At 71.8% G+C, this 26,707-nt stretch carries 21 protein-coding genes; 15 read left to right on the plus strand and 6 right to left on the minus strand.

All coding sequences use genetic code 11. The annotated features are described in order from the left end of the window. Window positions 1-32 precede the first annotated feature (32 nt). Window positions 33-2,117: a YhgE/Pip family protein gene (locus ACFYYF_RS24105; protein ID WP_388778969.1), complete on the minus strand. Its 2,085-nt coding sequence runs from the start codon at window positions 2,115-2,117 to the stop codon at window positions 33-35. After that, window positions 2,104-3,084 carry an ATP-binding cassette domain-containing protein gene (locus ACFYYF_RS24110; RefSeq protein WP_388778972.1) on the minus strand — a complete coding sequence of 327 codons (981 nt, stop codon included), beginning with the start codon at window positions 3,082-3,084 and terminating at the stop codon, window positions 2,104-2,106. The genes ACFYYF_RS24105 and ACFYYF_RS24110 overlap by 14 nt, the downstream gene beginning before the upstream one ends. 174 nt (window positions 3,085-3,258) lie before the next feature. Between ACFYYF_RS24110 and ACFYYF_RS24115 the strand changes: the two genes are divergently transcribed. From ACFYYF_RS24115 to ACFYYF_RS24125, 3 genes are all read left to right on the plus strand, one after another. After that, entirely contained in the window at window positions 3,259-3,852 is a 594-nt protein-coding gene (locus ACFYYF_RS24115) for an SAV_6107 family HEPN domain-containing protein (protein WP_388778975.1), read from the plus strand. Window positions 3,853-4,072: 220 nt separating this feature from the next. Next, a complete protein-coding gene (locus ACFYYF_RS24120; RefSeq protein WP_365492046.1) occupies window positions 4,073-4,843 on the plus strand; it encodes a methyltransferase in 771 nt (256 codons plus the stop codon). Window positions 4,844-5,116: 273 nt separating this feature from the next. Continuing rightward, window positions 5,117-5,515: a DUF3040 domain-containing protein gene (locus ACFYYF_RS24125; RefSeq protein WP_361686135.1), complete on the plus strand. Its 399-nt coding sequence runs from the start codon at window positions 5,117-5,119 to the stop codon at window positions 5,513-5,515. A 294-nt stretch (window positions 5,516-5,809) separates the two neighbouring features. Here the strand turns inward: ACFYYF_RS24125 and ACFYYF_RS24130 are convergent, their stop codons facing one another. The 4 genes from ACFYYF_RS24130 to ACFYYF_RS24145 all read right to left on the minus strand — a co-directional run bounded on the left by ACFYYF_RS24130 (window position 5,810) and on the right by ACFYYF_RS24145 (window position 11,403). Then, on the minus strand, window positions 5,810-8,200 hold the full coding sequence (locus tag ACFYYF_RS24130; RefSeq protein ID WP_388778979.1) for a DUF3488 and DUF4129 domain-containing transglutaminase family protein: 2,391 nt from the start codon (window positions 8,198-8,200) through the stop codon (window positions 5,810-5,812). Then, entirely contained in the window at window positions 8,197-9,558 is a 1,362-nt protein-coding gene (locus ACFYYF_RS24135) for a DUF58 domain-containing protein (protein WP_361686138.1), read from the minus strand. Before ACFYYF_RS24135 ends, ACFYYF_RS24130 begins: the two co-directional genes overlap by 4 nt. Continuing rightward, entirely contained in the window at window positions 9,558-10,592 is a 1,035-nt protein-coding gene (locus ACFYYF_RS24140; protein WP_365492052.1) for a MoxR family ATPase, read from the minus strand. Before ACFYYF_RS24140 ends, ACFYYF_RS24135 begins: the two co-directional genes overlap by 1 nt. Window positions 10,593-10,854: 262 nt before the next feature. Beyond that, window positions 10,855-11,403, minus strand: a complete 549-nt coding sequence (locus tag ACFYYF_RS24145; RefSeq protein ID WP_361686142.1) for a carbonic anhydrase — start codon at window positions 11,401-11,403, stop codon at window positions 10,855-10,857. Between the two features lie 424 nt (window positions 11,404-11,827). On the opposite strand from ACFYYF_RS24145, the gene rsmH reads away from it, so the two are divergent. The 12 genes from rsmH (at window position 11,828) to pgeF (ending at window position 26,703) form a co-directional block, all read left to right on the plus strand. After that, window positions 11,828-12,835, plus strand: coding sequence for a 16S rRNA (cytosine(1402)-N(4))-methyltransferase RsmH (rsmH, locus tag ACFYYF_RS24150; RefSeq protein ID WP_388778982.1), 1,008 nt, complete (start codon window positions 11,828-11,830; stop codon window positions 12,833-12,835). Window positions 12,836-13,048: 213 nt separating this feature from the next. Beyond that, window positions 13,049-13,573 carry a hypothetical protein gene (locus tag ACFYYF_RS24155; protein WP_388778985.1) on the plus strand — a complete coding sequence of 175 codons (525 nt, stop codon included), beginning with the start codon at window positions 13,049-13,051 and terminating at the stop codon, window positions 13,571-13,573. A 5-nt stretch (window positions 13,574-13,578) separates the two neighbouring features. After that, on the plus strand, window positions 13,579-15,531 hold the full coding sequence (locus ACFYYF_RS24160; protein ID WP_388778988.1) for a peptidoglycan D,D-transpeptidase FtsI family protein: 1,953 nt from the start codon (window positions 13,579-13,581) through the stop codon (window positions 15,529-15,531). 57 nt (window positions 15,532-15,588) lie between these two features. Further along, a complete protein-coding gene (locus tag ACFYYF_RS24165) occupies window positions 15,589-17,256 on the plus strand; it encodes a UDP-N-acetylmuramoyl-L-alanyl-D-glutamate--2,6-diaminopimelate ligase (RefSeq protein WP_388778991.1) in 1,668 nt (555 codons plus the stop codon). Window positions 17,257-17,260: 4 nt separating this feature from the next. After that, window positions 17,261-18,682, plus strand: a complete 1,422-nt coding sequence (murF, locus tag ACFYYF_RS24170; protein ID WP_361686152.1) for a UDP-N-acetylmuramoyl-tripeptide--D-alanyl-D-alanine ligase — start codon at window positions 17,261-17,263, stop codon at window positions 18,680-18,682. Beyond that, window positions 18,679-19,752: a phospho-N-acetylmuramoyl-pentapeptide-transferase gene (gene mraY, locus ACFYYF_RS24175; RefSeq protein ID WP_361686155.1), complete on the plus strand. Its 1,074-nt coding sequence runs from the start codon at window positions 18,679-18,681 to the stop codon at window positions 19,750-19,752. The genes murF and mraY overlap by 4 nt, the downstream gene beginning before the upstream one ends. Further along, complete coding sequence (gene murD, locus ACFYYF_RS24180) at window positions 19,734-21,161, plus strand: UDP-N-acetylmuramoyl-L-alanine--D-glutamate ligase (RefSeq protein ID WP_388778994.1); 1,428 nt, start codon at window positions 19,734-19,736, stop codon at window positions 21,159-21,161. The genes mraY and murD overlap by 19 nt, the downstream gene beginning before the upstream one ends. 68 nt (window positions 21,162-21,229) lie before the next feature. Continuing rightward, window positions 21,230-22,591: a putative lipid II flippase FtsW gene (ftsW, locus tag ACFYYF_RS24185; RefSeq protein WP_361686161.1), complete on the plus strand. Its 1,362-nt coding sequence runs from the start codon at window positions 21,230-21,232 to the stop codon at window positions 22,589-22,591. A gap of 6 nt (window positions 22,592-22,597) precedes the next feature. Further along, window positions 22,598-23,689 (plus strand): undecaprenyldiphospho-muramoylpentapeptide beta-N-acetylglucosaminyltransferase, encoded by a 1,092-nt coding sequence (gene murG / locus ACFYYF_RS24190; RefSeq protein WP_361686164.1) that lies wholly within the window; start codon window positions 22,598-22,600, stop codon window positions 23,687-23,689. 25 nt (window positions 23,690-23,714) lie between these two features. Next, window positions 23,715-24,500, plus strand: a complete 786-nt coding sequence (locus tag ACFYYF_RS24195) for a cell division protein FtsQ/DivIB (protein WP_388778998.1) — start codon at window positions 23,715-23,717, stop codon at window positions 24,498-24,500. A gap of 275 nt (window positions 24,501-24,775) precedes the next feature. Further along, on the plus strand, window positions 24,776-25,969 hold the full coding sequence (ftsZ, locus tag ACFYYF_RS24200) for a cell division protein FtsZ (RefSeq protein ID WP_365492077.1): 1,194 nt from the start codon (window positions 24,776-24,778) through the stop codon (window positions 25,967-25,969). Next, on the plus strand, window positions 25,966-26,703 hold the full coding sequence (gene pgeF, locus ACFYYF_RS24205) for a peptidoglycan editing factor PgeF (protein ID WP_388779001.1): 738 nt from the start codon (window positions 25,966-25,968) through the stop codon (window positions 26,701-26,703). Before ftsZ ends, pgeF begins: the two co-directional genes overlap by 4 nt. The last annotated feature ends 4 nt before the right edge of the window (window positions 26,704-26,707 follow it).

Consider the following 26,707-nt stretch of genomic DNA (forward strand, 5'->3'; position numbering starts at 1 on the left):
TCCGATTGTCACAGGAGCACCCGCGCGCGCGGTCACAGGCTCAGCTCCGGATGCAGCCGGTCGAGGGTCCACACCTGCTTGCGGCGCGCCGTCAGGGCGGTGAGCGCGAGCGCGCCCACCGTGAAGGCGGTCAGCACGGCGCACGCGGTCCGTACGGGCTCCAGGCCGCCGCCCGTGATGAGCCTGCGGAGGGCTTCGACGACGTAACTCATCGGCAGGAAGGGGTGGATCGCGTTGAAGAAGGCCGGACTGGTCTGGACGGGGTACGTGCCGCCCGCCGAGGTGAGCTGGAGCATCAGGAAGGCCAGGACGAGGATCCGGCCGGCCGCTCCGAAGCGGGCGTTCAGCCACTGCACGATCGCCGCGAAGCAGGCCGTCACCAGGAACAGGAAGCCGACGGTTCCCGCCGCCCGCGCCATCTGGAGGCCGATCGCCCAGTGCAGCACCGCCATCAGGGCGGCCGTCTGCAGGACGCCGACGACCGCGACCGGCAGCCAGCCCGCCAGGGCGATGCGCCAGGCCGAGGCGCCCGCCGCGAGCGCGCGCCGGTTCAGCGGCTGGATCAGCATGTACGCCACCATCGCGCCGACCCACAGGGACAGCGGGATGAAGTACGGGGCGAAACCGGTGCCGTAGTTGGGCGCCTTGTGCAGATCCCGGGAGGCCATGCGCACCGGATCGGCCATGACCTCGGTCCGCAGGTCGCGGTCCGGCTTGTCGTAGTCGGGAATCCGCCCGGCGCCGTCGTGCAGACCGCCCGCGAGCTTCCCGGAGCCGCCGACCAGCTTGTACAGGCCGCCGTCGAGGCCGCTCGCGCCGGTCTCCAGCCGGCCCACGCCCTTGTCGAGGGTCGTCGCTCCGGTCCGCGCGGTGCCGAGGCCGGAGTGCAGCCGCTTCGCGCCCTTGGCGACCGCGGCGGCACCCTCGTTCAGCTTGTCGATCTTCGAGACGGCGTCGTCGAGGTCCTCGGAGAGGTGCGGGGCGCGGCCGGCGAGGGCGCGGGCCTGCTTCTCCAGGGTGGCCAGGTTCTTGTCCAGCTCGGTGAGGTCGCCGTCCTGGTCGTCGATCAGCGTGTTGACGTCCTCGGTGACCGCGACGACGTCCGCGGCGGCCTCCTTCGCCTTCGTCAGCTCGGGACACGCCGGGTCGGGGACCGGCAGGGTCTCGCACCGCGCGCGGTGGACGGCGTTCAGCGCCTCGGAGGCGGTGCGCGCGCCCTTGGCCGCGGCCGGGGCCGTCTTCACCAGGGTGCCGAGGTTGTGGCGGATGCCCGCGGCGGAGTCGGCGACCAGCTCGGCCGTGTCGCCGATCGACTTCTCGTTGTCCTCCAGGAAGGGGCCCACCTTGTCCGCGACGCCGTCGACCTTGTCGGCCAGCGCCTGAGTGCCGTCGGCGACCTGCTGGGAACCGTCCTCCAGGTCGCCGGCGCCCGTGGTGAGCTTCCTGAGGCCCCCGGAGAGCTTCCCGCTGCCCTTCTTGGCCTCCGTCAGGCCGTCCGCGAGGGCCTTGGAGCCCTTCTTCGCCCTGCCGATGCCGCTGCTGAGCCGGTCGGCTCCGTCGGCCGCCCGCACGGTCTTCCCGTGGATGTCCGAGAACGAGATGAAGATCTTGTCGAGGAACGACCGCGAGGCCTTCGTGGAGGCGGCCGTCCGGACCTCGCTGAACACCGTGCGGGAGATCTGCCCGACGATGTAGTTGTTGGCGTCGTTGGTCCGCACCTGGAGCGCGCTCGTCTCGGGCGAGGTCCCGGAACTGGAGGCGATCCTCCTGCTGAAGTCGCCCGGCATGGTCAGCGACAGGTAGTACGTGCCGTCCTCCACGCCCCGGCGGGCCTCGGCCGGGCCGACCTCGTGCCATTCGAAGGTCTCGCTGTCGCGCAGCCCTTCGGTGATGGTGTCGCCGACGGTGACCTTGCGGCCGCCGGCCGTCGCCCCCTCGTCGTCGTTCACGAGCGCCACGGGGATGCGGTCGAGACGGCTGTACGGGTCCCAGAACGACCACAGGTAGAGGGCGCCGTAGAGCAGGGGCAGCAGCAGGAGCGCGACCAGGGCGGCGCGCGGGAGCTTGCCCCGGCCGAAGCGGCGGAGTTCGAGAAAGGCCAGTTCAGGCGAGCGCATCGGCCGTCTCCGTGTCGTCGTTCCCGCTGTCGTTCCCGCTGTCGCTGTCGCTGTCGCTGTCGCTGTCGCTGTCGCTGGCTGTGCCGGCCTTGGTGGCCGCGTCCCTGTCCGTGCCGACCGTGGCGGCCGCGTCCGTGTCCGTGCCGACGGTGGTGGCCGTGTCGGAGAGGGCGTCCTTCCGCGCGGCCGTGTCGGCGTCGGCGGCGTCCTCGGAAGCCGCCGCGAGGGTGCCGGTGCCCGGGTCCTCGTCCTCCGCGGCCGTCGCCGTGGCGGCTGGCGCGGTGGACACGACGACGGCGCCCTCGGGAGCCTCGCTGCACACGGCGACGACCGTCGTGCCGGACTCGGCGAGGGACCTCAACAGGTCCCAGGCCTCGGACCGTTCGGCGTCCGAGAGCTTGAGGTCGGTGTCGTCGACGCCGAGCAGCCGGGGGCGGCCGATCAGGGCCAGCGCGAGCGACAGCCGCAGCGTTTCGAGCCGTTCCAGATCACGTACGGCGGTCCTCGGGCCCTTGGGCAGCGTGTCCGGGTCGAGCCCGGCGGCGGCCAGCGCGGCGCCGATCCGCGCCTCGGCCTCACCGGCCCGCTCGCCGCGAGGCCGCAGCAGGGCGCGCAGCGAACCCCCGAACCGCCGCTGCAGCAGGGCGCGTTCCCGCAGGTGCTCCCCGACGGTCAGCGCGGGGTCGAGGTCCGTGACGCCGGGGACGTGCGCGAGCGCGCTGGTCCGGCGCACCGCGGCCATCTGCTTCGGCAGCTTCCACGAACCGACGGCCGCCGTCCCCTCGGTGGCCTTCATCCGGCCCGTGAGGGCGAGCAGCAAGCAGGTGCGGCCGGATCCCGACGGCCCCTCGACCGTGACGAGCGATCCGGGCTCCGCGTCGAGACGGACCCCGCGGAAAACCCATCCGCGGGGTCCTTCGAGTCCGAAGTCCTCGGCCGTGACACGCAGTCCGTGCGGACCGTCCACAGCTCCCCCATCCCTTGGAACACATCGAACTACTTTGAACTGACTGGTCAGTGCAAAAACTAACCCGAACTGCCGCTCGAAGCAAAGCCGCAGGTCAGAACGGATTGTCAGTGGCATACCGCACGATGGGCACATACGGCCACAGTGCCGTCACACGACGACAGGAGGTTCGTCATGGCCAGCTCGTCCGCAGCCGCCGCCCGTCGGCGCCGCGCCACCGGCCCTGCCCCCTCACTGACCGGACCGGCGGGCGACGTCCACCCCGTGCTCCGCCGGGCCACGGCCCCGCCCGCCGCCCTCGACCTGCTCGCCCAGGCCCGCGCCGGACTTGACGAGGCGACGGCCCTGGAGACGTCCAACGAGCGTTATGCGACGGCCCACTTGGCCGCGCTGCGCACCGCCGCCGCCGTTCTCGCGGCGCGCGTCCGCCCGGAGCCCGCGTCGTCCCGGCGCAGGGCCAGGATCCGCAGCGCCTGGGAAGTGCTCCCGGAGATCGCTCCCGAACTGACCGAGTGGAGCGCGCTGTTCGCCTCCGGAGCCACTCGCCGTGCCCGCGCGGAGGCCGGCATCCAGGGGGCGGCCAGCACCCGGGACGCCGACGACCTGATACGCGACGTCCACATGTTCCTGCGCCTGGTCGAACGGATGCTGTCGCTGCAGCCCGTGCTGCCCCAGCCCCGCCACGACGGAGACCGGGACAGGCCGGAGGGGGCGGGCGGGATGAACAGGGCGGGCGGGATGGGCAGGGAGGTTCCGGACGCGGGCTGACCGGAGGGAACTCCGGGCGGACCGCGGGGGATCGGTGATCCCGGACCGCAGGGGTACCGGTGGTCCCGCGCGCTCCTCGCGCGATCCGGCGCGCGTGAGACGGAGGACCGGTCACGGTGGCGGAGGCAATAGGGTGGAGTCGCCTGCTGCCTCCCCGCCGGGAGGCCCGAACTTCGCTCCGCCGTTCACCGGGCGGTGCCGCGCCGAGGAGTCAACTGCCGTGTCGGACCCGATGCGCCCCCGCGCTTCTCTCCGTACCGCCGTCGTGTGGGAGGTCCTCAAGGACGCCCTGGACCGTCAGGTCAAGACCGCGGGGCGGGAGTCGCTCGACGTACTCGACACGGGCGGCGGCAGCGGCAATTTCGCCGTGCCCGTGGCCCGCCTCGGTCACCGGGTCACCGTCGTCGACCCCAGCCCGAACGCGCTGTTCGCGCTGGAGCGCCGTGCCGCCGAGGCCGGCGTCGCCGACCGCGTGCAGGGCGTCCAGGGCGACGCCCACGGCCTGTTCGACGTGGTCGAGCGCGGCCGCTACGACGCCGTGCTGTGCCACGGCGTCCTGGAGTACGTGGACGACCCGGCCGAGGGCGTCCGCAACGTCGTGGACGCGCTGCGCCCCGAGGGCGTGCTCAGCCTCCTCGCCGCGGGCCTGGGCGGAGCCGTGCTGGCCCGCGCCCTCGCCGGGCACTTCAAGGAGGCCCGGCACGCGCTCGACGACCCGGACGGACGCTGGGGCGAGAGTGATCCCGTTCCGCACCGGTTCACCGCCGAGCAGCTCACCTCCCTGGTCGCGGGCGCCGGTCTGCACGTCGCCGCCGTGCACGGTGTCCGGGTCTTCGCGGACCTGGTGCCGGGGGTCCTGGTGGACACCGAGCCGGGTGCCCTGGAGGCCCTGCTGAAGCTGGAGGCGGCGGCGGCCGAGCTCACCGCGTTCCACTCCGTGGCCACACAGCTCCATGTGCTGGGTGAGGCCCGAGGGGCCACGGAGGACTGAGCGGCCCCCGTGGTGCGTCGCTGATCAGGGGCTTGGCGGCAGATGGAGTACGCCACAGACCACCCGATCGAGTGCTTGGCGCCGTATGATCGGGGGAGACCGTCCGGCATGACGGACCGTTCGCTGGGGAATGCACGCCTCAGCGCACCGGGCCGCCATGAAGGGTTCCGGTCGGCGAATTGGCGTAGAGGGCGGGTTTCACGGGGCCGATTCCCTGCCTATCCTGAAGGGGACCCCCGGTCGCCCCGGCGACTGCACGATGAGGAGGACTCCGTGCCGCTCTCGGAGCACGAGCAGCGAATGCTCGAGCAGATGGAGCGAGCGCTGTACGCCGAAGATCCCAAGTTCGCGACAGCGCTTGAGGGAAGCGGGCTGCGTACGTACACCCGGCGACGGGTCTACCAGGCGGTCGCGGGCTTCCTGGTGGGTATCGCGCTCCTCATGGCTGGAATGGTCGCGGTTCAGATCTGGCTGAGCGTGGTGGGCTTCCTCGTCATGCTGGGCTGTGCGGTGCTCGCCGTCACCGGTTGGCGCAAGGCTCCCAAGCCGGGTGAACAGCCGACCGTTCCGGGCTCGTCCGCCGCTCGTCGGCAGGGGCGACAACGCCGTTCCATGATGGAGCGGATCGAACAGCGCTGGCAGCGTCGTCGTGACGAGCAGGGTGGCCACTGAGCCGTCGGCTTCGTCGCCGCAGACATACGCGTGAGGGGGCGTCCACCCGGGTTCGGGTGGACGCCCCCTCACGCATGCCGTTCCGCTGCCGCGCCTCGCCCCCGTGACCGGAGGCCATGTCCACAGGGCACCCGGCACCGGTGGCTGTGCCCACCCGTCCCGCCCCGCGGGACGCCTGCCCACAGCGGGAGCGGCCGGACGGTGGTCCGTGCCCTGGCCCGTCCTGCGGGACGCCTGCCCACAGCGGGACCGGCCCGGCTGCGGGACCTCTGTCCGCAGCCGGGGCCCGGGGTGTCAGGGGTTCTGGCTGGAGGGGTGGTGGGGGACGGGGCGGCGGCGGGGGGTGAGGCGGGTGCTCAGCTTTGTCCGGGCGGCCGAGGCCATCCAGATCACCCGGACGGCCGAACGGGGGGCGAGGAGAGCACGCAGCCGCGCGGGACGGCTCGCGGAGGTCCAGAAGGACTTCCCGATCCGGCGCGCGTCGGCGGCGAGGCCCGTCACCGGCCGAGGGTGCGGAGCGTAGAGGACCTGCTCCACGGCCGCGGCCAGCCGGTGCACCGCCGCCTCGGCCTCCGGGTCCAGGCCCCCGATCCGGACGATCCGCTCGGCCGCCTTTCTCGGCGTCTGCGACTCCTCCGGCGCGATCCCGTAGTCCCACGCCGTGTCGGTCACCTCCGACCAGGCCCCCAGCGTGTACGCCGCCACGTCCGCCTCGGTGCGGCCGTGGCCGCCGAGCCGGACCGCACGGACCCGTGTCCGCCACAGCAGGGGCAACAGCGGCACTCCCAGCACCAGCAGCCCGGCCAGCGCGAGTCCGAGGATCCTCGTCGTGGGCCAGTCGTCGTCCTGGGCACCGACCGCCGCCGCGGAGGACTCCTCCGGGCAGGCCGCCAGCTTCCGGAGCTGGGGCGAGCAGCTCTCCGTCGCCGACGGCTCCGCCGAGGGCGCCGCCGACGTCGAGAACGTCGGCTTCGGGGCCGCGGACTCGATCTCGCCCGGCGTGTTCGTCTGGGTGTACGACGGCACCGAACCCCGGCTCGGGGTCGGCTCGAAGCGGGTCCAGCCCACGCCCTCGAAGTACAGCTCGGGCCAGGCGTGCGCGTCCCGCAGCCCGACCGCCATCGAACCGTCCGCCTGCGGGGTGCCCGACGTGAAGCCCACCGCCACGCGGGCCGGAATCCCGAGGGTGCGCGCCATCGAGGCCATCGCGAAGGAGAAGTGGACGCAGAAGCCCTCCTTCTCCTTCAGGAAGTTCGCGATCGCCGTGGAGCCGCTGCCGGCCTGGACCTCGGTGTTGTAGCGGAAGTCCCCGCTGACCGCGAAGTAGTCCTGGAGCTTGACCGCCTGCTCGTAGTGGTTGGCCGAGCCCGCGGTGACCTTGCGGGCCGTCCTCGCCACGATCGCCGGCAGCGACTCCGGGACCTTGGTGTACTCGCGCTTCATCGCGGGCGAGGCCTCCGGGGCGCTGGCGAGCTGCTGCGCCGTCGGCTCCACCATGAGGCTCGTGACCTCGTACCGAGCGCCGCGCGTGTTCTGGCCGTGATCGCCGACGAGGGTGCGCCCGACTGGTTCGTAGCGCCAGCTCCCCTTGATGTCCACCTTGCTGGCCGGATACGGCATCGGCAGCCAGTCCTGGGCGTACCAGTCGGCCGCCGCGATCCGGGTCCGGATCGTCGCCCGCTTGACCTCGCCGGACAGACCGACCGGCGCCGGGAACGTGTCCGGCACGTCGATGATGTGCCGCTGCGCCGGCTTCCACGCGGTGCCGTCGAAGTCGTCCAGCGAGACGATCCGCAGATACAGGTTCTGTGTGTCCCCGGTGTCCGTGCGGTACGTCATGACCGTGCGGTCCTCGTCCACGTTCAGGCTGTCGCGGAGCGAGACCAGCGGGTTCACCGCGGCGATCGTGCCGCCGCCCCCGGTGCCGTTGCCGATGCCCCGGCCCGCGCCGTCCAGCAGACCGCCGTCGAGCGAGGGCAGCGCGAGCGGCACGAAGAGGGCGACGCCCAGCACGACCGCGCCGATCCGCCGGCCGGTGCGGACGGGCGCGACGACACCGCTCGCGGACTCCGGCCCGGGCCCGCGGGCCGCTCCGCCGAAGACCCGGCCCCACTGCGAGAGCCGGTCCCGGCTCTCGGCCAGCAGCAGCATCAGATAGCCGGCGGCCGCGAGCAGGAACCACAGCCAGGCCGCGCCGCCGCCGGAGAGGCCCGCGGCGACCGAGTACAGGGCGAGCAGCGGAAGGCCGGCGGGCGCGGCGCTGCGGTAGGTCACCGCGAGGGTGTCCACCGCGAGCCCGATCACCAGGACACCGCCGACCACCATCAGCCGGATCCCGTCCGACAGCGGAGCGGGGATCGAGTATCTGCCGACGTCGTCGGCTCCTGCCCGGAGCAGCGCAGAGAAGTGCTGGAATGCCTCGGGCCCGGGAACGATCCCGGCGAGCGCCTGGCTCCGGGCGAAGACCAGCGTCAGCATCATCAGCGTCACCAGCGCCTGGACCGCCACGGTCAGCGGCCGGGCCAGCGGGACCCGCCGGGTCAGCGCGCCGACACCGGTCTGCACGGTCAGCAGGAACGCCGCCTGGAAGATCCACGTCGCCGGACTCACCAGCGGCAGCAGCGCACACGACGTCATCAGTGTGGCCGCCGCCGCGAACAGCGCCAGCCTGGCCCGCCCGCTCATGCCCCACCACCCCCCGCGGTAGTACCCGTCGACGCCCCGTGGGTGCGCTGACGGTCCGCCTCGCGCCACAGGTCGGCGAGCGACGCCCCCCGCGGCACCGACACGGCGGTCCAGCCCGCCTCGCGCAGCATGCGCAGCGGGTCCATGCCCTCCTCCAACGGGCCGGGGACGTCCGTGGGTTCCCGGCCCCAGGACTCGCTGTCGAGCAGGAACGCGACGGCCCCGCCGCTGCGCTGGCGCATCTTGCCGAGCACGGTCGCCTGCTCCTCGTCGAGATCGCCGAGGAAGGCGATCAGCAGTCCTTCGTTGCCGCCGCGCAGCACCTCGTACGCCCGGGAGAGGCCCGTGCCGTCCGAGTGGTCCACGACGGCGAGCGTGTCCATCATCATCCCGGCGGCGTCCGCCGACTCCTGGCCCGCGCCGGCGAACCCGTCGGCGCCCTCGCCGGGCACCGAGCTGCCGGTGTCCGTCAGCAGGCGCACCGAGAAGCCCCGTTCGAGCATGTGCAGCAGTGTCGAGGCCGTTCCCGAGACGGCCCATTCGAAGGCCGAGTCGGGTCCCGCGCCCTGGAAGGCGATGCCCCGGGTGTCCAGCAGCACGGTGCAGCGCGAGCGCTGGGGCTGTTCCTCGCGGCGGACCATCAGCTCGCCGTAGCGGGCGGTCAGCCGCCAGTGCACGCGGCGCAGGTCGTCGCCGTAGCGGTACCCGCGCGGAATGATGTCGTCCTCGCCGGCCAGGGCGAGCGAGCGCTGCCGCCCGTCGCCGTACCCCTTCGCCTCACCGATCAGCCGCACCGGCGGCAGCGCCTCCACGCGCGGTATGACGGTCAGGGTGTCGTACGCCGAGAAGGAGCGGGTCAGCTCGCACATCCCGAACGGGTCGGTCAGCCGCAGTTGCAGCGGGCCCAGCGGATAGCGGCCGCGCAGGTCCGAGCGCACGCGGTAGGACACCTCGCGGCGGCCGCCCGCCTCGACCCGGTCCAGCACGAAGCGGGGGCGCGGACCGAGGACGTAGGGCACCTTGTCCTGGAGCATCAGCAGGCCGGTGGGCAGCCGCGAGACGTTGTCCATGCGCAGATGCACGCGGGCCTCGGAGCCCGCGGGGACCCGCCCGGGGGAGAGCCTGCGGCTGCCCGCGACGCGGTAGCGGGTGCGGTACAGGACGGTCGCGCAGACCAGCGGCAGCACCGCGAGGAGCAGGCCGACCCGGAGCAGCTCGCTCTGCCCGAGGACGTAGGCGCAGATCGCGGCGGCCACCCCGGCGGCCAGGAACGAGCGGCCGCGTGTGGTGAGACCGGCGAGCGCGGTGCGCAGCCCGCCCTTGTCCTCGGCGGTGTGGCCCGTGCTCGCCTGTGTCATCACAGCCTCCGGGGCGGCTGCTGACCGTACGTGGGCGCGCCCCGGCCCATCGAGAGGCCGGACTGCTGGGGAGCGGCGGGCACCGGGGTGCGCTGGATGATCTCCTGGACGACCTGCTCGGAGGTGCGGCGGTTCAACTGGGCCTGCGCCGTGGGCAGCAGGCGGTGGGCCAGGACCGCGACGGCGAGGGCCTGCACGTCGTCCGGCAGGGCGTACTCCCGGCCGCTGAGGGCGGCGGACGCCTTCGCCGCGCGCAGCAGGTGCAGCGTGGCACGCGGCGAGGCGCCGAGTCTCAGGTCGGGGTGGGTGCGCGTGGCCGCCACCAGGTCCACCGCGTAGCGGCGCACCGGGTCGGCGACGTGGACCGTGCGGACCGCGTCGATCAGCTTCACGATGTCGTGCGCGTGGGCGACGGGCTGGAGGTCGTCCAGCGGGTTCACGCCGCCGTGGACGTCCAGCATCTGGAGCTCGGCCTCCGCGCTGGGGTAGCCGATGGAGACCCGGGCCATGAAGCGGTCGCGCTGGGCCTCCGGCAGAGGGTAGGTGCCCTCCATCTCGACCGGGTTCTGGGTGGCCACCACCATGAACGGGCTGGGCAGTTCGTAGGTCTGCCCGTCGATCGTGACCTGGCGCTCCTCCATCGACTCCAGGAGCGCGGACTGCGTCTTGGGCGAGGCGCGGTTGATCTCGTCGCCGATCACGATCTGGGCGAAGATCGCGCCCGGCTTGAACTCGAAGTCCCGGCGCTGCTGGTCCCAGATGGAGACACCCGTGATGTCCGAGGGCAGCAGGTCGGGGGTGAACTGGATGCGCCGCACCGAACAGTCGATGGAACGCGCCAGCGCCTTGGCGAGCATGGTCTTGCCGACGCCGGGGACATCCTCGATCAGAAGATGGCCCTCGGCGAGCAGCACGGTCAGCGAAAGCCGTACGACCTCAGGCTTGCCTTCGATCACTCCTTCCACCGAACTGCGGACACGCTCCGCAGTGGCGGTCAGATCAGTGAGGCTCGCTCGATCGTCATAGGTCGTCACCCGGCCCTCCTCGGCCCGTTCGGGCCGACGCCCTGTGCGGACCGGCCCACCCCGAAACACGGGCACCACGCGCGAAAGGTTCCGCGTGACGCCACACCCGCATTCTTGTTGCCGTTACCGGTTCGTGTCATCCGCCTGTGGACAAGTGGCCGCGATATGTCAGTTCTTACGGCTCTTTGGCCACCGGACGGCCGGGGCTTTTTGTGCAGAGAGGGTCCCACGAGCTGCGGAGGACCGGCGACCGGGGCCCCGGCGGGGCAGGTCAGGAGGGGTCGATCTCCCGCAGCAGGCCGGTCGTGACGTCGAAGACGAAGCCGCGGACGTCGTCGGTGTGCACCAGGAAAGGGGACGTGCGCACCCGCTGCATCGACTGCCGTACGTCCTGGTCGACGTCCCGGAACGCCTCGACCGCCCACGCGGGGCGCTGGCCGACCTCCATCTCCAGGTCGTGCCGGAACTCCTCCGTGAGGGACTCCAGGCCGCAGCCGGTGTGGTGGATCAGGGCAACGCTGCGGGTGCCGAGCGCGCGCTGGCTGATCGTGAGGGAGCGGATCACGTCGTCGGTGACCACGCCGCCCGCGTTGCGGATGGTGTGGCAGTCGCCGAGCTTCAGGCCGAGCGCGGCGTGCAGGTCGAGGCGCGCGTCCATGCAGGCGACCACGGCGACCCGCTGGACGGGGCGGGCGTCCATCCCCGGGTCGGTGAAGGCGGCGGCGTATTTCCCGTTCGCGTCCACGAGGCGGTCGGTGACCGAGCGCTTCGTGTCTATGGCGTCTTCGGGCTCGGTGGGAACGGATGCGGAAGTCGTCATACCCGCGACGTTACTGGTCACGCCCGGGCGAGGCCTGTTGTGAGAGGGGACAAAGAATGTCATCGCGGCTTGTTGTGAGGTAATCCACACGGGCGGTGACGGCCTGCCCGTTCGGGTGATTCTTCCGGATACGCGGCTTCGGTCCGGGCGCCGTCCGCGACGCGCAAGCCGGTTGGTTGACCGCGAGACACCGTGGACTAAAGTGACGCGAAGCGGGAGGCGAGGCTCTTCCGCTGCACTGTTCTCCCCAGGAGACCCGGCGACCTTCCGGAGTTTCCCCGCGTGCGCGGCGCGTACGTACGGCTCGGCCTCCTCCCGCTCCCGGTCGGCCGACGCCCTTCATCCGGCGCCGGCGGCCTCCCCTTCCCGAGCGGGTGGGGACCCGGCAGTGCGTATGGCCGCGCCGGACCTGAGAGGGCCCGGAATGAAAGGGCGCGAAGCGCTTCCCGACGAGGGTGACGGCGGGCGACCGGAGGGGCGGACCCGACACGTCCCGGTCATGCTCCAGCGGTGCCTGGACATGCTCGCCCCGGCCCTCGCCGAGCCGGGAGCGGTCGTCGTCGACTGCACGCTCGGACTCGGCGGTCACAGCGAGGCACTGCTGACCCGCTTCCCCGGAGTGCGGCTCGTCGCCCTGGACCGTGACAAGGAGGCGCTGCGCCTCTCCGGAGAGCGGCTCGCCCCCTACGGCACCCGCGCCGACCTGGTGCACGCCGTCTACGACGAACTCCCCGAGGTCCTCGACCGCCTGGGCGTCCCGCGCGTCCAGGGCGTCCTGTTCGACCTCGGCGTCTCCTCCATGCAACTCGACGAGGCCGACCGGGGATTCGCGTACGCGCAGGACGCCCCGCTCGACATGCGCATGGACCAGACGGCCGGCATGAGCGCCGCCGAGGTCCTCAACACCTACCCGCCGGGCGAACTGGTGCGGATCCTGCGGGCGTACGGCGAGGAGAAGCAGGCCAAGAGGATCGTCTCCGCGATCGTGCGCGAGCGCGAGAAGGAGCCCTTCACCAACAGCGCGCGGCTCGTCGAGCTGATCCGCGACGCGCTGCCCCAGGCCGCCAAGCGCACCGGCGGCAACCCGGCCAAGCGCACCTTCCAGGCACTGCGCATCGAGGTCAACGGCGAACTGAGCGTCCTGGAGCGGGCGATTCCCGCGGCCGTGAAGGCACTCGCCGTGGGCGGCCGGATCGCCGTGCTGTCCTACCACTCGCTGGAGGACCGGCTGGTCAAGCAGGTGTTCGCGGCCGGCGCCGCCAACACCGCGCCGCCCGGACTGCCGGTCGTCCCCGAGCGCTACCAGCCCCGGCTCAAGCTCCTCACCCGCGGTGCCGAACTTCCCACCGAGGAGGAGGTCGCCGAGAACCGGCGGGCCGCCCCCGCCCGGCTGCGGGGAGCGGAGCGCATCCGCGAGGAATCCGTCGAATAGGCGAGGGGAGAAGGAGAGGCCGTGAGGCGGAAACCCGGACCGTGCGACGCCCCGGGCCCGTTTCCCGGACCCGCCGGAGGGCGGGCACCGGGCATCGGGCGCCGCGGCCGCTCTTCGAGGCCGGGAACCGAACCGGCGGTGGATTCGTGAGTAGGGGAACCGGACCCATGGAGCGGCCGTGAAGGCGGCACACCAGAGCCACAGGGAGGGCGCGTGAGCGGCAGACCCGAACTCAAGGGGCGGGCCGCCCGGCTCGCGCGGCTCCTTCCGGCCGGGGCGGGCCAGGCCGCCCGCACCCCCTTCGTCCTCCTGGTGGTCCTTCTCCTCGGCGGCGGCCTCATCGGGCTCCTCGTGCTGAACTCGGCGCTCAGCGAGGGCGCGTTCCGCCTGGACGACCTCCAGAAGGAGACCAAGAGCCTGACCGACGAGGAACAGGCCCTCCAGCGGGACGTGGACGCCTACGCGGCCCCCGACGCCCTCCAGCGCCGCGCCCGCGAACTCGGCATGGTCCCCGGCGGCGACCCGGCCTTCCTCGATCCCGACGGCACCGTCAAGGGCGTTCCCGGAGCCGCCGGTTCCGCCGCGCGGTCCCCGATGGTCCCCCCGCCCGAGGTCCTCGCCCCCGCCCGCACCACGGGCCGGGCCGCGGGCGCTGTACGCAACGCGACACCGGCTCCCGGCCCGCGGCAGCCCTCCGCGGGAGTGTCCGAACAGCCCTCCACGACCCCTGGCAGGTGACGGAAGTGTCCGACAGGGAACCGCCGCGCCGCCGCGTGCCCGGCCCCGCCAGGCCCGCGCGCCCGGCCGGCCGGAACCGCCCGGGGCCGGGCGCCCGCCCAGGGCGCCGCCCGGCCGCGCAGCGCTCCGACGGCCCGCGCCTCATCCGGCTCGGCAGCCCGCGCCCCCGCCTGCGCATGGTCAGCCTGGCCCTGACGCTGGTGATGATCGCGTTCGTCGTGCGGCTGCTCCAGGTGCAGGCCGTGGACGCGGGCACCTACGCCGCCAAGGCCGAGCAGAACCGGTACGTCGGGCGCACCCTGGCCGCCGAGCGCGGCGGGATCACCGACCGCGACGGCGTCGAGCTGGCGACGAGCGTGGACGCGTACGACATCACCGCGGACCCGACGATGTTCACGCGCGAGGCCACCGAGGTGGGGGACGCCCCCGAACAGGCCGCGGCCCTCCTCGGTCCGATCATCGGCCAGGACGTCGACACCGTCGCCAGGAAGCTGCGCACGAAGAACACCCGCTACGTCCTCCTCGCGCACCGCCGCACCCCCCAGGTCTGGCAGCAGATCAAGGACCTGAAGAGCACGCTCGGAAGCAAGGCCGAGACCGACCGGAACACGGTCAACGTCCTCGCGGGGGTCCTCGCGGTGCCGGCCAGCAAGCGCGTGTACCCGAACGGTGATCTGGCCGCCGGGATACTGGGCTGGGTCAACGCCGAGGGCAAGGGCGGCGGCGGTGTCGAGCAGCAGCTGAACAAGGAGCTCACCGGCAAGGACGGCAAGATCCGCTACGCCCAGTCCGGAGGCCGCCAGGTGCCGACCGTGGGCTCCACCGAGACACCGGCCGTGGCCGGTTCCGACGTCGAGCTCACCATCGACCGGGACATCCAGTGGGCCGCGCAGGACGCCATCACCGAGCAGGTGAAGAAGTCCAAGGCGGACCGCGGCTACGTGATAGTGCAGGACACGAAGACCGGCCAGGTCCTCGCCATGGCCAACGCGCCCGGCTTCGACCCCAACGACCTCACCCAGGCCGACGCGGCGGCCATGGGCAACGCGGCCCTCCAGGACGCGTACGAGCCGGGCTCCACCGCCAAGCTGATGTCGATGGCCGCCGTCCTCCAGGAGAACGCGGCGACGCCCGCGACCCATGTCGTCGTGCCCAACCGGCTGCACCGCGGCGACCGGCTCTTCCAGGACGACGTCAACCACAAGACCTGGTACCTCACGCTCAACGGCGTGCTCGCCATGTCCAGCAACATCGGCACCATCCTGGCGACCGGCCAGCTCGGCAAGACCCAGAAACAGGCCAACCAGGTCCTCTACTCGTATCTGCGCAAGTTCGGCATCGGCAGCCACACCGGGCTCGGGTTCCCCGGCGAGACGGCGGGCATCCTCGCGCCCGCCGACAAGTGGTCGACCTCGCAGCAGTACACGATCCCTTTCGGCCAGGGCGTGTCGATCAACGCGATGCAGGCGGCCTCGGTCTACTCGACGATCGCCAACGGCGGCGTCCGCGTCGAGCCGACCCTGGTGCGCGGCACGAAGGGGCCCGACGGCCGCTTCACACCCGCCGCCGAGCCGAAGAAGACCCGGGTCGTGAGCGAGAAGACGGCGAAGACACTCGCCCAGATGCTGGAGTCCGTGGTGGACGACAAGCAGGGCACCGGCATCAAGGCGCGCATCCCCGGGTACCGGGTCGCGGGCAAGACCGGTACGGCCAACCGCGTGGATCCGGCCACCGGGAAGTACCACGGCTACACCTCCTCCTTCGCCGGCTTCGCTCCCGCCGACAAGCCCCGCGTCACCGTCTACTGCGCGATCCAGAACGCCACGAAGGGCAGCTACTTCGGCGGCCAGATCTGCGGACCCGTCTTCAAGCAGGTGATGGAGTTCGCCCTCAAGACCCTTCAGGTCCCGCCCACCGGCGCCCACGCGGCCCGGCTGCCCGTCGAGTACACGCCGTGACCGCCCCCGCCCGCACGCTGTGATCAGCGCCCCCGCACAACGGACCAGGAACCACTCGTGACAACGATCACCCCGGACCCCGGGAACCAGCCCTCCTCGCACACCCCGTCCGCGCCCTCGCTTCGCTCCGGCGGGGGTGAGCCCGGTACGCTCACCGCCGTGCCACAAGCTGATCAGTCCCAAACCACCCAGAAGGGCGTCCCTGTGACATATCCGGGGCCGCCGCGTCCGGTTCACGTCTCCGCCATCCCCGTCGCGGAGCTGGCAGATCAGCTGGGTGCCGAGCAGCCGGAGAGCGACGCCGGGGTCACGGGCATCACCCATGACTCCCGGGCGGTGCGACCCGGCGACGTGTACGCCGCTCTGCCGGGCGCCCGGCTGCACGGCGCCGACTTCGTGACCCAGGCGGCCGGCCTCGGCGCCGTCGCCGTCCTCACCGACCCGACCGGCGCCGACCGCGCCGCGGCCACCGGTCTGCCGGTCCTCGTCGTCGAGGACCCGCGCGGATCGATGGGCGAGCTGGCGGCCACCATCTACGGCCACCCGGGGCGCGATCTCCTCCAGATCGGCATCACCGGCACCTCGGGCAAGACCACGACGGCCTACCTCGTCGAGGGCGGCCTGAAGACCGTCCGCTCCACCGGCCTGATCGGCACGGTGGAGATGCGCATCGGCGACGAGCGCATCAAGTCCGAGCGCACGACACCCGAGGCCACCGACCTCCAGGCCCTGTTCGCCGTCATGCGCGAGCGCGGGGTCGACTCGGTCGCGATGGAGGTCTCCAGCCACGCGCTGGTCCTCGGCCGCGTCGACGGCTGCGTCTTCGACGTCGCCGTCTTCAACAACCTCAGCCCGGAACACATGGAGTTCCACACGGGCATGGAGGACTACTTCCAGGCCAAGGCCCAGCTCTTCACGGCCCGGCGCAGCCGGCTCGGCGTCGTGAACCTCGACGACGAGTACGGCCGCAGGCTCGCGGAGGAGGCCACGGTCCCCGTCGTCACCTTCTCCGCCGAGGGCCACCCGGACGCCGACTGGCGCGCCGAGGAGGTCGAAGTCGGCCCGATGGACTCGACGTTCACCGCCGTCGGCCCCAAGGGCGAGCGGATCACCGCCCGCTCGCCGCTCGCCGGTCCCTTCAACGTGGCGAACACGCTCGCCGCGATCGTCGCCCTCGCGGCCGCCGGGATCGACCCGCAGACCGCGGCCGACGGAATCGCCGCCGTCCCCGGCGTCCCGGGCCGGCTGGAGCGCGTGGACGTGGGCCAGCCCTACCTGGCCGTCGTCGACTACGCCCACAAGACGGACGCCGTCGAATCCGTCCTGCGCGCCCTGCGCAAGGTCACCGAGGGCCGGCTGCACGTGGTGCTCGGCTGCGGCGGGGACCGGGACAGGACCAAGCGGATGCCGATGGGCGCGGCCGTGGCCCGGCTCGCCGACACCGCCGTCCTCACCTCCGACAACCCCCGCTCCGAGGACCCGCTGGCGATCCTCGCCACGATGCTCGCGGGCGCCGCCGAGGTGCCGGCCCACGAGCGGGGCGAGGTCCAGGTCTTCGAGGACCGGGCCGCCGCCATCGCCGCGGCCGTCGCGCGCGCAAAGCCGGGGGACACCGTGCTCGTCGCCGGCAAGGGCCACGAGCAGGGCCAGGACATCGCCGGGGTGGTGCGTCCCTTCGACGACCGCCAGGTGCTCCGCGAAGCTATCCAGCAGCCCCAGGGATGAACTTGTGATCGCCCTCTCCCTCGCCGAGATCGCAGCAGTCGTCGGCGGGCAGACGTACGACATACCGGATCCGGAGCTGAAGGTCACCGGACCGGTCGTCAGGGACTCCCGTGAAGTGGAGCCCGGAAGCCTCTTCGTCGCCTTCGTCGGCGAACGCGTGGACGGCCACGACTACGCCGGGGCGGTGATCGGGGCCGGCGCGGCCGCCGTCCTCGCGTCCCGCCCCGTCGGGGTGCCCGCCATCGTCGTCGACGACGTGCAGACGGCCCTCGGCGCCCTCGCCCGCCATGTCGTCGAACGGCTCGGCGCGACCCTCGTGGCCCTCACCGGCTCCGCGGGCAAGACCAGCACCAAGGACCTGATCGCCCAGGTGCTGCGCAGCAAGGCGCCGACCGTCTTCACCCCCGGTTCCCTCAACAACGAGATCGGACTGCCGCTCACCGCGCTCAGCGCCACCGAGGAGACGAAGTTCCTCGTGCTGGAGATGGGCGCCCGCGGCATCGGCCACATCCGGTACCTGACGGAGCTCACCCCGCCGAAGATCGGTCTCGTCCTCAACGTCGGCACCGCCCACATCGGCGAGTTCGGCGGCCGCGAACAGATCGCGCAAGCAAAGGGCGAGCTCGTCGAGAGCCTTCCCGAGGACGGCGCCGCGATCCTCAACGCGGACGATCCCCTCGTCCGCGCCATGGCGTCGCGCACCAAGGCACGCGTGATCCTCTTCGGAGAGTCCGGCGAAGCGGACGTACGGGCCGAGAACGTCCGGCTCACGGAGGGCGGACAGCCTTCCTTCAGTCTTCGCACACCCTCCGGGTGCAGTGATGTGACCATGCGCCTGTACGGTGAGCATCACGTGTCGAACGCGCTCGCCGCGGCCGCCGTCGCCCATGAGCTGGGCATGTCCGCAGACGAGATCGCCCGCGCGCTCTCCGAGGCGGGCTCCCTCTCCCGCTGGCGGATGGAGGTCACCGAGCGTCCGGACGGCGTGACGGTCGTCAACGACGCCTACAACGCGAACCCCGAGTCGATGCGGGCCGCCCTGCGCGCGCTCGCGGCGATGGGCAAGGCCCATCAGGCACAAGGGGGCCGCACGTGGGCGGTGCTCGGTCAGATGGCCGAGCTCGGGGACGCGGCGCTCGCCGAGCACGACGCGGTCGGACGGCTTGCCGTCCGGCTCAATGTCGGCAAGCTCGTCGCGGTCGGGGGCAGGGAAGCGTCCTGGCTGCAACTGGGCGCATATAACGAGGGTTCGTGGGGTGAGGAGTCGGTGCACGTGTCCGACGCACAGGCGGCTGTCGACCTGTTGCGCAGCGAGCTGCGCCCAGGGGACGTCGTGCTCGTGAAGGCGTCCAGGTCCGTCGGGCTGGAACGGGTGGCGCTCGCGCTGCTCGCCGACGGTACCGAGGGTGAGGTTTCCGCCCGATGATGAAGCAGATCCTGTTCGCGGGAGTCCTCGGTCTGTTCCTGACCCTGGCCGGCACTCCACTGCTGATCAAGCTGCTGGCCCGCAAGGGCTACGGTCAGTACATCCGCGACGACGGCCCGCGCGAGCACGCCAGCAAGCGCGGTACGCCGACCATGGGTGGTATCGCCTTCATCCTGGCGACGATCGCCGCGTACTTCCTGAGCAAGCTCATCACCGGTTACCCGCCCACCTATTCGGGTCTGCTGGTCCTCGGCCTGATGTTCGGCATGGGCATGGTCGGCTTCCTGGACGACTACATCAAGATCGTCAAGCGTCGGTCGCTCGGTCTGCGGGCCAAGGCGAAGATGGCGGGACAGCTGATCGTCGGCATCTCCTTCGCGGTGCTGGCCCTGATGTTCCCCGACAACCGGGGCAACACCCCGGCTTCCACCAAGCTGTCGTTCATCACCGACTTCGGCTGGAAGATCGGCCCGGTGCTGTTCGTGATCTGGGCGCTGTTCATGATCCTCGCGATGTCGAACGGCGTGAACCTGACCGACGGTCTGGACGGCCTCGCCACCGGCGCCTCCGTCCTCGTCTTCGGCGCCTACACGTTCATCGGCGTCTGGCAGTTCCAGGAGTCCTGCGCCAACGCGACGACCCTGACCAACCCGGGCGCCTGCTACGAGGTGCGCGATCCGCTCGACCTGGCCGTCGTGGCCTCCGCCCTGATGGGCGCCTGCCTCGGCTTCCTGTGGTGGAACACGTCGCCCGCCAAGATCTTCATGGGCGACACGGGTTCGCTCGCCCTCGGCGGTGTCCTCACCGGCCTGGCCATCCTCTCCCGCACCGAGCTGCTGGTGGCCATCATGGGCGGCCTGTTCGTCCTCATCACCATGTCGGTGGTCATCCAGGTCGGCTCCTTCAAGCTGACCGGGAAGCGTGTCTTCCGCATGGCCCCGCTCCAGCACCACTTCGAACTCAAGGGCTGGTCCGAAGTCCTTGTGGTGGTCCGATTCTGGATCATCCAGGGCATCTGCGTGATCGTCGGACTCGGCCTCTTCTACGCAGGATGGGCAGCCAAGAAGTGACCAACTGGCAGGGAAAGCACGTCACCGTCGCCGGCCTCGGCGTCTCGGGCATCCCGGCGGCCAAGGTCCTGCACGGCCTCGGAGCGCTCGTCACCGTCGTCAACGACGGCGACGACGAACGGGCCCGTGCCCAGGCCGCGGACCTGGAGGCACTCGGCGTCACCGTGCGCCTCGGTGACGGCGCGACCCTGCCCGAGGGCACCGAGCTCATCGTGACCGCGCCCGGCTGGCAGCCGGACAAGCCGCTGTTCACCGCGGCCGCCGCGGCGGGCGTCCCGGTCTGGGGCGACGTCGAACTCGCCTGGCGGCTGCGGGAACTGGACGGCAGGAAGGCGGCTCCCTGGCTCGCGGTCACCGGCACCAACGGCAAGACCACGACCGTCCAGATGCTCGCCTCCATCCTGAAGGCGGCGGGCCTGCGCACCGCGGCGGTCGGCAACATCGGTGTCTCGCTCCTCGACGCCGTCCTCGGCGAGGAGGAGTACGACGTCCTCGCGGTCGAACTCTCCAGCTACCAGCTCCACTGGGCGCCCTCGCTGCGCGCCCACTCCGGGGTCGTGCTGAACCTCGCGCCCGACCACCTCGACTGGCACGGCTCCATGGAGGCGTACGCCGCCGACAAGGGCCGTATCTACGAGGGCAATCGGGTCGCGTGCGTCTACAACGTGGCCGACAAGGCCACCGAGGACCTGGTGCGCGCCGCGGACGTCGAGGAGGGCTGCCGCGCCGTCGGCTTCACCCTCGGCGCTCCGGGACCCTCCCAACTCGGCGTCGTGGACGGCATCCTGGTCGACCGCGCCTTCGTCGAGAACCGGCAGCGGAACGCCCAGGAGCTGGCGGAGGTCTCCGACGTCACTCCGCCCGCCCCGCACAACGTCGCCAACGCCCTTGCCGCGGCGGCCCTCGCGCGCGCCTTCGGGGTGCCCCCGACGGCCGTACGGGACGGACTGCGGGCCTTCACCCCGGACGCGCACCGCATCGCGCACGTGGCCGACGTCGACGAGGTCGCCTACGTCGACGACTCCAAGGCCACCAACACGCATGCCGCGGAAGCCTCCTTGGCGGCCTACGAGTCGATCGTGTGGATCGCCGGAGGACTCGCCAAGGGCGCGACCTTCGACGAGCTCGTCGCCCGGTCGGCGAAGCGGCTGAGGGGCGTCGTCCTGATCGGCGCGGACCGCGCGCTGATCCGTGAAGCCCTCGCGCGACACGCCCCCGAAGTGCCGGTCGTCGACCTCGGCCGGACCGACACTGGGGCGATGCTCGCGGCTGTCCAGGAGGCCAGGAGGCTCGCCGAGCCCGGGGACACGGTGCTGCTGGCCCCGGCCTGTGCGTCCATGGACATGTTCGCCAACTACAACAAGCGCGGTGACGCGTTCGCGGAGGCGGTCCGCGAACTCGGCGCCTGACCCGGTTGCCTGGCCGGGCGAACCAGGGAGGGACGGACGCGTGACATCGCTGTGGACCGAAGACTCCGATGCCGGCTAGCCGCACCGGCCGCCCGCCCGTGCGGCGGGCCGGCCGGCCCGCCGCCGCGGGGGCGCCCCGCGACAACCCCGTACGCCGGCTGTACCTGCGTGCCCGCAGGGCCTGGGACCGGCCGCTGACCGCGTACTACCTGATCCTCGGCGGCAGTCTGCTGATCACCGTGCTGGGCCTCGTGATGGTCTACTCGGCCTCGCAGATCACGGCGCTCCAGCTCTCGCTGCCCGGGTCGTTCTTCTTCCGCAAGCAGGCCCTGGCCGCCCTGATCGGCGGTGTGCTGCTGTTCGCCGCCTCACGGATGCCGGTGAAGCTGCACCGGGCGCTGGCCTACCCGATCCTGGCCGGCGCCGTCTTCATGATGGTCCTGGTCCAGGTGCCCGGGATAGGGCTCTCGGTCAACGGCAACCAGAACTGGATCTCGCTGGGCGGCTCGTTCCAGATCCAGCCCAGCGAGTTCGGCAAGCTCGCGCTCGTGCTCTGGGGAGCCGATCTGCTCGCCCGCAAACAGGACAAGCGGCTGCTGACCCAGTGGAAGCACATGCTGGTGCCGCTCGTGCCCGCCGCCTTCATGCTGCTCGGCCTGATCATGCTCGGCGGCGACATGGGAACGGCGATCATCCTCACGGCCATCCTGTTCGGGCTGCTGTGGCTGGCCGGAGCGCCCACCCGATTGTTCGTGGGCGTGCTCTCCGTCGCCCTCGCGATCGGCTTCCTGCTCATCAAGACGAGCCCCAACCGCATGTCCAGGCTGGCCTGCATCGGCGCGACCGAGCCGGGGCCGCACGACACCTGCTGGCAGGCCGTGCACGGCATCTACGCCCTGGCCTCCGGCGGGCTCTTCGGCTCCGGCCTCGGTGCCAGCGTGGAGAAATGGGGCCAACTGCCCGAAGCGCACACCGACTTCATCTTCGCCATCACTGGGGAGGAACTGGGCCTCGCGGGGACGCTGTCGGTGCTCGCTCTCTTCGCGGCTCTAGGCTATGCGGGTATCCGCGTGGCCGGACGCACGGAGGACCCCTTCGTGAGGTATGCCGCGGGAGGCGTGACCACCTGGATCACGGCCCAGGCCGTGATCAACATCGGTGCGGTGCTCGGTCTGCTGCCGATCGCCGGTGTCCCGCTCCCGCTGTTCTCCTACGGGGGCTCCGCCCTGCTGCCGACCATGTTCGCCATCGGGCTGCTGATCGCGTTCGCGCGTGACGATCCCGCTGCGCGGGCGGCTCTCGCGATGCGGCAACCCCGCTTTGGCAGAAAGCGGGGTCCGGTGAGAGAGTCCGCAAGGGCCGCGGGGCCCCGGAGATGGAACACGATGCGACGGCGTGCCCCTGCGGCGCGTTCGTCCGGAGAGCGGTGAATTTCGGTGCATGTCGTACTCGCCGGCGGGGGGACCGCCGGCCACATCGAGCCCGCGCTCGCCCTCGCGGACGCCCTGCGCAGGCAGGACCCCACCGTGGGGATCACGGCCCTGGGCACGGAACGGGGCCTGGAGACCCGGCTCGTACCCGAGCGCGGTTACGAACTGGCGCTGATCCCGGCCGTACCGCTGCCGCGCAAGCCCACTCCCGAACTGATCACCGTCCCCGGGCGGCTGCGCGGCACGATCAAGGCCGTCGAGCAGATCCTGGAGCGGACCAAGGCGGACGCGGTCGTCGGCTTCGGCGGCTACGTGGCCCTGCCCGGCTACCTGGCGGCCAAGCGCCTCGGCGTGCCGATCATCATCCACGAGGCCAACGCCCGGCCCGGACTGGCCAACAAGATCGGATCGCGGTACGCGGCCCAGGTCGCCGTCTCCACGCCCGACAGCAAGCTCCGCGGGGCCCGTTACATCGGCATCCCGCTGCGCCGCACCATCGCCACCCTCGACCGGGCCGCCGTACGGCCCGAGGCACGCGCCGCGTTCGGGCTCGACCCGAACCTGCCGACGCTGCTCGTGTCGGGCGGTTCGCAGGGCGCCCGCCGCCTCAACGAGGTGGTCCAGCAGGCGGCTCCGTACCTCCAGCAGGCCGGGATCCAGATCCTGCACGCGGTCGGCCCGAAGAACGAACTGCCGCAGGTGCACCAGATGCCGGGAATGCCCCCGTACATCCCGGTACCGTACGTGGACCGGATGGATCTCGCGTACGCCGCGGCCGACATGATGCTCTGCCGCGCGGGCGCGATGACCGTCGCCGAACTCTCCGCCGTCGGACTGCCCGCCGCCTACGTCCCGCTGCCCATCGGCAACGGCGAACAGCGGCTCAACGCCCAGCCGGTGGTCAAGGCCGGCGGCGGACTGCTCGTCGACGACGCGGAGCTGACCCCGCAGTGGGTGCAGCAGAACGTGCTGCCCGTGCTCGCCGACCCGCACCGCCTGTACGAGATGTCGGTCGCCGCCAGCGAGTTCGGCCGCCGCGACGCCGACGACCTGCTCGTCGGCATGGTCTACGAGGCGATCGCCTCGCGTCGCCACTAGGAACGCATGAGGGAAGGCAGGGAGCGTGGCCGGACCGAGTACCGCCGAGCGCGGTGAACGGCAGAAGCTGGAGTCCGGCCCGCCCCGGCCGCCCCTCGCCGGGCGGCTCCGCCGCCTTCGTAGGCTCATCATCCTTTTGCTCGCCGTGGTGTTGGCCGGCGCCGCCGCGGTGTGGATCCTCTACGGTTCCTCCTGGCTGCGCACGGAACGCGTGTCCGTCTCCGGGACGCGGGTGCTGACCCCCGCGCAGGTGCGCGAAGCCGCCGGCGTTCCGGTCGGGTCCCCGCTGGTCTCCGTCGACACGGACGCCATCGAGGCGCGGCTGCTGAGGCAATTGCCCCGGATCGACTCGGTCGAGGTCGTCCGGTCCTGGCCGCACGGAATCGCTCTGAGCGTGACCGAACGGACCCCGGTCCTCATCATCGGGAAAGGCGCGAAATTCGTCGAAGTGGACGTCGAGGGCGTCCGGTTCGCCACGGTTTCGAAGGCTCCGAAGGGCGTGCCCGTCCTGGAACTGGCGGTGTCGAAGGGCGCCGCGGCGCGCCGCTTCCCCGCCGACCGGCTCGTGCGCGAGGCGGTGCGGATCGCCGGGGACATCCCGGACCGGGTCGCCCGTGACACCCGTACCGTCAAGGTCCGTTCCTACGACGCCGTCTCACTGGAGTTGGGGGGCGGCCGGACCGTCGAGTGGGGCAGCGCGGAGAAGGGTCCGGCGAAGGCCAGGACGCTCCTTGCTCTCATGAAAGCCGATTCCGGGGCCCGGCACTTCGACGTAAGTGCCCCCACGGCCCCCGCATCGTCGGGCAGTTGACTCGCATCAGTGCAGGCCAGCACCCTGGTTGGGCAGTGCTCGGCCTGATCACATAGGGTGAAAAGAAAAACGGGAGGTTCGGCGTGTTCGTTGAACGCGCGCCACTTGTCGACTTAGTGTCCTGTTCGGAAGAGTCCAAGGAACAGACACACTGGTAACCCTAAACTTCAGCGTTAGGGTTCGGGTCGGCGTTCGGACCGTCCCATTCGGCATCAGTCGTCGGATCGCGAGCGTGCGAGGCGACGACACGTAACTCGAGGCGAGAGGCCTTCGACGTGGCAGCACCGCAGAACTACCTCGCAGTCATCAAAGTCATCGGTGTCGGCGGCGGTGGTGTCAATGCCATCAACCGGATGATCGAGGTCGGTCTCAAGGGCGTCGAGTTCATCGCCATCAACACCGACGCGCAGGCGCTGTTGATGAGCGACGCCGACGTCAAGCTCGACGTCGGCAGGGAACTCACCCGCGGCCTCGGGGCCGGAGCCAACCCGGCAGTCGGCCGCAAGGCCGCCGAGGACCACCGCGAGGAGATCGAGGAGGTCCTCAAGGGGGCCGACATGGTCTTCGTGACGGCAGGAGAGGGCGGCGGCACCGGCACCGGCGGCGCGCCCGTCGTGGCCAACATCGCCCGCTCGCTGGGCGCCCTCACCATCGGCGTGGTCACCCGCCCGTTCACCTTCGAGGGCCGGCGCCGCGCCAACCAGGCCGAGGACGGCATCGCGGAGCTCCGCGAAGAGGTCGACACCCTCATCGTCATCCCGAACGACCGGCTGCTGTCCATCTCGGACCGCCAGGTCTCCGTCCTCGACGCCTTCAAGTCGGCGGACCAGGTCCTGCTCTCCGGCGTCCAGGGCATCACCGACCTGATCACCACGCCCGGTCTGATCAACCTCGACTTCGCCGACGTCAAGTCCGTCATGTCCGAGGCCGGTTCGGCGCTCATGGGCATCGGCTCGGCCCGCGGCGACGACCGCGCGGTGGCGGCGGCCGAGATGGCGATCTCCTCGCCGCTGCTGGAAGCCTCCATCGACGGCGCCCGCGGCGTCCTGCTGTCCATCTCCGGCGGCTCCGACCTCGGCCTGTTCGAGATCAACGAGGCGGCCCAGCTCGTCAGCGAGGCGGCGCACCCCGAGGCCAACATCATCTTCGGTGCGGTCATCGACGACGCCCTCGGCGACGAGGTGCGGGTCACCGTCATCGCCGCCGGCTTCGACGGCGGGCAGCCGCCGGCCAAGCGCGAGAACGTCCTCGGCTCGGCCACGGCCCGTCGCGAGGACCCCGTGCCCTCGCGCGCCGCCGAGAGCCGCCCGTCCTTCGGAACGCTCGGCAGCGTCACGCCCAAGGAGCCCGCTCCGGAGCCCGCCCCGGAGCCGGTCAGCGAGCTGCCGGTGTCCCCGCCGGTCCCGCCGTCCCGCTCCTACTCGGACAGCGCGGCCGAGGAACTGGACGTGCCGGACTTCCTGAAGTGATAGGACAGCGCTCCGCTGCGAGCACCGTGAGCGGCGCCCACTTCGCCTTCACCGACAGGTGGGGCGGGGTGAGCGCCGTTCCGTACGAGGAGCTCAACCTCGGCGGGGCGGTCGGCGACGACCCCGACGCGGTACGCGCCAACCGGGAACTGGCCGCCAAGGCGCTCCGGCTCGACCCGGCCCGGGTGGTCTGGATGAACCAGGTGCACGGGCCGGACGTGGCCGTCGTCGAGGAGCCCTGGGGCGCCTCGGGGATTCCCGCCGTCGACGCGATCGTCACGACGCGGCGGGGGCTGGCGCTCGCCGTCCTCACCGCCGACTGCACCCCCGTCCTGCTGGCCGACCCCGTCGCCGGGGTCGCGGCCGCCGCGCACGCGGGACGGCCCGGCATGGTCGCCGGAGTCGTTCCCGCGGCCGTACGGGCCATGGTGGAACTCGGTGCCGATCCGGCCAGGATCGTCGCCCGCACCGGACCCGCCGTCTGCGGACGGTGCTACGAGGTGCCGGACGCGATGCGCGCCGAGGTCGCGGCCGTCGAGCCCGCGGCCCACTCCGAGACCACGTGGGGGACACCCGCGGTCGACGTGACCGCCGGGGTGCACGCGCAGCTCGAACGGCTCGGCGTGCGGGACCGGGAGCAGTCGCCGGTGTGCACGCTCGAATCCGGGGACCACTTCTCGTACCGACGGGACCGCACCACCGGGCGGCTCGCGGGTTATGTCTGGCTGGACTGATAGG

Origin of the sequence: Streptomyces sp. NPDC001914 (genome assembly GCF_042891215.1) — a bacterium.
Lineage (GTDB): Bacteria > Actinomycetota > Actinomycetes > Streptomycetales > Streptomycetaceae > Streptomyces.

Bases quoted from the DNA above. Each gene is read 5' to 3' on its own strand.
- ACFYYF_RS24105 (WP_388778969.1), bottom strand. From the start codon at position 2,117: ATGCGCTCGCCTGAACTGGCCTTTCTCGAACTCCGCCGCTTCGGCCGG.
- ACFYYF_RS24115 (WP_388778975.1), top strand. From the start codon at position 3,259: ATGGCCAGCTCGTCCGCAGCCGCCGCCCGTCGGCGCCGCGCCACCGGC.
- ACFYYF_RS24130 (WP_388778979.1), bottom strand. From the start codon at position 8,200: ATGAGCGGGCGGGCCAGGCTGGCGCTGTTCGCGGCGGCGGCCACACTG.
- ACFYYF_RS24135 (WP_361686138.1), bottom strand. From the start codon at position 9,558: ATGACACAGGCGAGCACGGGCCACACCGCCGAGGACAAGGGCGGGCTG.
- ACFYYF_RS24145 (WP_361686142.1), bottom strand. From the start codon at position 11,403: ATGACGACTTCCGCATCCGTTCCCACCGAGCCCGAAGACGCCATAGAC.
- rsmH (WP_388778982.1), top strand. From the start codon at position 11,828: ATGAAAGGGCGCGAAGCGCTTCCCGACGAGGGTGACGGCGGGCGACCG.
- mraY (WP_361686155.1), top strand. From the start codon at position 18,679: ATGATGAAGCAGATCCTGTTCGCGGGAGTCCTCGGTCTGTTCCTGACC.
- murD (WP_388778994.1), top strand. From the start codon at position 19,734: ATGGGCAGCCAAGAAGTGACCAACTGGCAGGGAAAGCACGTCACCGTC.
- ftsW (WP_361686161.1), top strand. From the start codon at position 21,230: ATGCCGGCTAGCCGCACCGGCCGCCCGCCCGTGCGGCGGGCCGGCCGG.